We start from the raw sequence: 3,682 nt of genomic DNA on the forward strand, positions 1-3,682 counted from the left end.
TATGCCGCCAGCGGGCCCGAGCGCGACGCCCTGGCGATCCCGGACTACGTGAAGTTGCTGGAAGCCGGCATCAACGTCGTCACCACCAGCACCACCCGGCTGGTGAACCCGCACGCCTACACCCCCACCGAATGGCGTGACCAGCTGGTCGCCGCCGCCAAGCAGGGCCAGGTGTCGCTATACGCCTCGGGAATCGAGCCCGGCTTCGCCGCCGACTACCTGCCGCTGGTGCTGTGCACGCAATCCTCGGCCATCGAGAAGATCCATTCCTACGAGATGGGTCTCTACGACGACTACGTTGTGCCCGACATCATGAGCGACGCACTGGGTTTCGGTCGCCCGCTGGACTACCAGCCATGGATCAGCTTCCCGGGCGCGATCGCCGGTGAGTGGCAGGGCCAGATCCGGCTGATCGGCGATGCGCTCGGCGTTGAGGTCCAGGAGATTCGCGAGACCTTCGATCGCGCCGTCACCAACCGGACACTGGAAGTGGCGATGGGCACCGTCGAAGCCGGTACCTGCGGCGCGCTGCGGATGCGGGCCATCGGCGTGGTTGACGGTCGGGAGGTTATCGTCATCGAGCACGTCACCCGGCTGGCGCATGACGTCGCGCCAGACTGGCCGACCGGGATCGGTGACCTCTCCTACCGCGTGGTGATCAGCGGCGACCCCGACATCGACTGCAGCCTGGCCGCCACGCTGCGCGATCCTGCTCGAGCCGGAATCGCGAACATGACCTCCGGGGCCGGGGCCATGGTTGCCACCGCCATGCGCGTCGTCAACGCCGTCCCGTATGTCGTTGCCGCACAACCCGGTCTGCTGAGTTCGGTGGACCTGCCGCTGACCATCCCCAAACACGCCTTCGTCACGTCCTGAGCTCCTGAGCTCGTGAGTTCCTGAGCTGCGCCATCTTCTAGTCTCGAGCAGTGGTCGATAACCCGCTCGAGGAGTTGACGCTCGATCAATTGCGCCACCGGACCAGCATGAAGTGGCGCGCCCACCCCGCCGATGTCCTGCCGTTGTGGGTCGCCGAAATGGACGTCAACCTCGCCCCCAGCGTGGCGGAAGCCATTCACCGGGCGGTCGACGCCGGCGACACCGGCTACCCGCACGGTAAGGGCTATGCCAAAGCGATCAGCGAATTCGCCGCCCGGCGCTGGCAGTGGGACGGGCTGTCAGTCGGGCGCACCCGGGTGGTGCCCGACGTCATGCTGGGCATCGTCGAGATGTTGCGTCTGGTCACCGACCGCGGAGACACAGTCATCGTCAATTCGCCTGTGTACGCGCCGTTTTACGCGTTCGTCTCGCACGACGGCCGCACCGTGCTGGAGGCCCCGCTGAATACCGAAGGGCGCATCGACCTCGACGTGTTGGCCGAAGCGTTCGCGCGCTCGCGCAAGGCTGCGGGCGCTGTCGGCAAAGTCGCCTACCTGTTGTGCAACCCGCACAACCCGACCGGCGTCGTGCACACCGCCGGCGAATTGCGTGCGGTCGCCGACCTGGCCCGTCGCTTCGATGTCCGGGTGGTCTCCGACGAGATCCACGCCCCGCTGGTGCTGCCGGGAGCACGCTTCACGCCTTATCTGAGCGTGCCGGGTGCCGAGAATGCGTTGGCGCTGACGTCGGCGTCCAAGGCGTGGAATCTCGCGGGTATCAAGGCGGCGCTGGCCATCGCCGGCCCCGAGGCGGGTGCGGATCTGCGCCGGATGCCCGAAGAGGTGGGCCACGGCGCCAGCCACTTGGGCCTCATCGCACACACCGCGGCATTCAGCGACGGGGGCGACTGGCTCGATGCGCTGCTAGCAGGCCTGGATGCCAACCGCGCGCTGCTCACCGACCTGGTCGCCGAGCACCTTCCCGCCGTGCGGCTGCTGCAACCACAGGGCACCTACTTGGCCTGGCTGGACTGCCGCGCGCTCGGCATCGACGACGACCACACCGAGGGTCTGAAGGTGGTGGCCGATCTGTCCGGTCCCGCCCGCTGGTTTCGCGATCACGCCCGCGTCGCGCTCAGCTCCGGGCACGTGTTCGGCACCGGCGGCGCGGGTCATATCCGGATGAACTTTGCGACCTCGCAGGCAATTCTGGCCGAGGCCGTAGCCCGGATGGGCCGGGCGCTACGCGATCGAACCGATCGCCGCCCGGTTACGTAATACATTGCTGTGACTTCAATCGCTGACAAAATCACACGCCTCGGCCAGCAAGTCGCCCGCTACGGACTGGTCTTGGTACTGGCCTGGATCGGGTTCGGCAAGTACGTCAAAATGGAATCGAAAGTGCTCATCGAACACAGCCCGTTGATGAGCTGGATCTACGATTTCCTCAGTGTCACGACCGTAGCGCGAGCGTTGGGAACGATGGAAATCGTTGCGGCACTGCTGATCGCCACCTTCCCGTTATGGCCCAGGGTGTCCGCGCTCGGTAGCGGGCTGGCCATCGTGCTGTTCCTGGGGACGGTGAGTTTCCTGTTCACCACGCCCGGGCTGTTCGCAACCCATGCGGCGGGAATACCGGTCCTGACCGCCCTACCCGGCCAGTTCCTGCTCAAAGACCTGGTGTTGCTCGGCGTGGCAATCTGGACGCTTGGGGACGCGCTGCGTGCGGTCCGGCCGGCTGAACTGGTCAAGCCGACCGTTTAGCGCTGCGCTCACGCAGGCCGTCGAGCACCCACTTCGACCATTCGATCTCATGCTGGGTCCAGCGCAGACCCTGTTCCAGGGCGGCCCGGGCGAAAAACGCGTCGTCGTCCACCGTCCAGTCATGGGCATCGAGCATCTCGGCGTAGCGGGCGTGTTCTTCTTCGGCCAGGGCCAACAACGATTCGAGATACTCCCGCGCCTGGGCGGGCTCGAGTTGACCGAGTAGGAAGACCCGCAGGATTGCGGCGTTGCGGATGGGCGGATCCTCTTGCGGCGACATCATCCAGCGATACAACTCGGCGCGGCCGGCGTCGGTGATCTCGTATTCCTTACGCCCGCGCGGACCCACGTCGGAGACCTTGATCAGCCCGGCACCAGCGAGCTTGTTGAGCTCGCCGTACAGCTGGCTCTGGGTGGCCGGCCACATGTTGTCCATCGACTCTTTGAACCGTTTCAGCAGGTCGTAACCGCTGCCGGGCTCCTGGGACAACAATCCCAGCGCGGCGTGTCGTAGACTCACCGGACCATCATAACCCTCCACAATTGACATGTCACTGATAGGTATGTCAATATCGACCTGTCACAATTGGAACGTCAGGAAATCGGAGCCTGTTATGACCCAGCCAACCCCCCGCGACACGCAGCCGTCGATGGAGCAGCCCAAGGCACGCCGTGGTGTCGGCGACATCCTCGACGGGTTCTTGAAGTCGCCGTTCTCCGGGATCGCGCCGTGGGCGCTGTTGTCGATCCTGTCGGCGCCGGGCCGCTTCGAGATTGCGGTGGCCTCCGCGCTGGCGTTCTCGGTGTTGATCCTGCTCGTCGGTCTGGCGCGCGGCATCAAGATTCACCTGCTGGAAGTGTTCGGCACCGTCTTCTTCGCTGCGCTGGCCATCCTCGGCCTGGTCGCCACCGACAGCACCCTGCGCTTCCTGGAAGTGTGGGCCGGCGAGTTGACCAACATCTCCCTCGCCCTGTTCGCGTGGTTCACACTGCTGATCCGCCGGCCGTTCACCATGGCATACGCGAAGGACACGACGCCGCAG

The 3,682-nt window shown here is 65.5% G+C and carries 5 protein-coding genes; 4 read left to right on the forward strand and 1 reads right to left on the reverse strand.

The window, feature by feature from the left end; translation table 11 throughout:
- The 3 genes from A9X01_RS03105 to A9X01_RS03115 all read left to right on the forward strand — a co-directional run.
- The coding region (locus A9X01_RS03105) for a dihydrodipicolinate reductase (protein WP_065119244.1) at positions 1-876 on the forward strand (876 nt) is incomplete at its 5' end.
- Between the two features lie 50 nt (positions 877-926).
- Positions 927-2,153, forward strand: coding sequence for a MalY/PatB family protein (locus tag A9X01_RS03110; RefSeq protein WP_155771898.1), 1,227 nt, complete (start codon positions 927-929; stop codon positions 2,151-2,153).
- A gap of 18 nt (positions 2,154-2,171) precedes the next feature.
- Positions 2,172-2,639, forward strand: coding sequence for a DUF417 family protein (locus tag A9X01_RS03115; protein WP_065119247.1), 468 nt, complete (start codon positions 2,172-2,174; stop codon positions 2,637-2,639).
- Here A9X01_RS03115 and A9X01_RS03120 read toward each other — a convergent pair.
- Positions 2,623-3,159, reverse strand: coding sequence for a PadR family transcriptional regulator (locus A9X01_RS03120; RefSeq protein ID WP_065119246.1), 537 nt, complete (start codon positions 3,157-3,159; stop codon positions 2,623-2,625). The genes A9X01_RS03115 and A9X01_RS03120 overlap by 17 nt on opposite strands.
- A 94-nt stretch (positions 3,160-3,253) precedes the next feature.
- On the opposite strand from A9X01_RS03120, the gene A9X01_RS03125 reads away from it, so the two are divergent.
- A partial coding sequence (locus A9X01_RS03125; protein WP_495524969.1) for a DUF3159 domain-containing protein occupies positions 3,254-3,682 on the forward strand: 429 nt, incomplete at its 3' end.

The sequence above is a fragment of the Mycobacterium asiaticum genome, assembly GCF_001668675.1.
GTDB classification, from domain to species: domain Bacteria; phylum Actinomycetota; class Actinomycetes; order Mycobacteriales; family Mycobacteriaceae; genus Mycobacterium; species Mycobacterium asiaticum_D.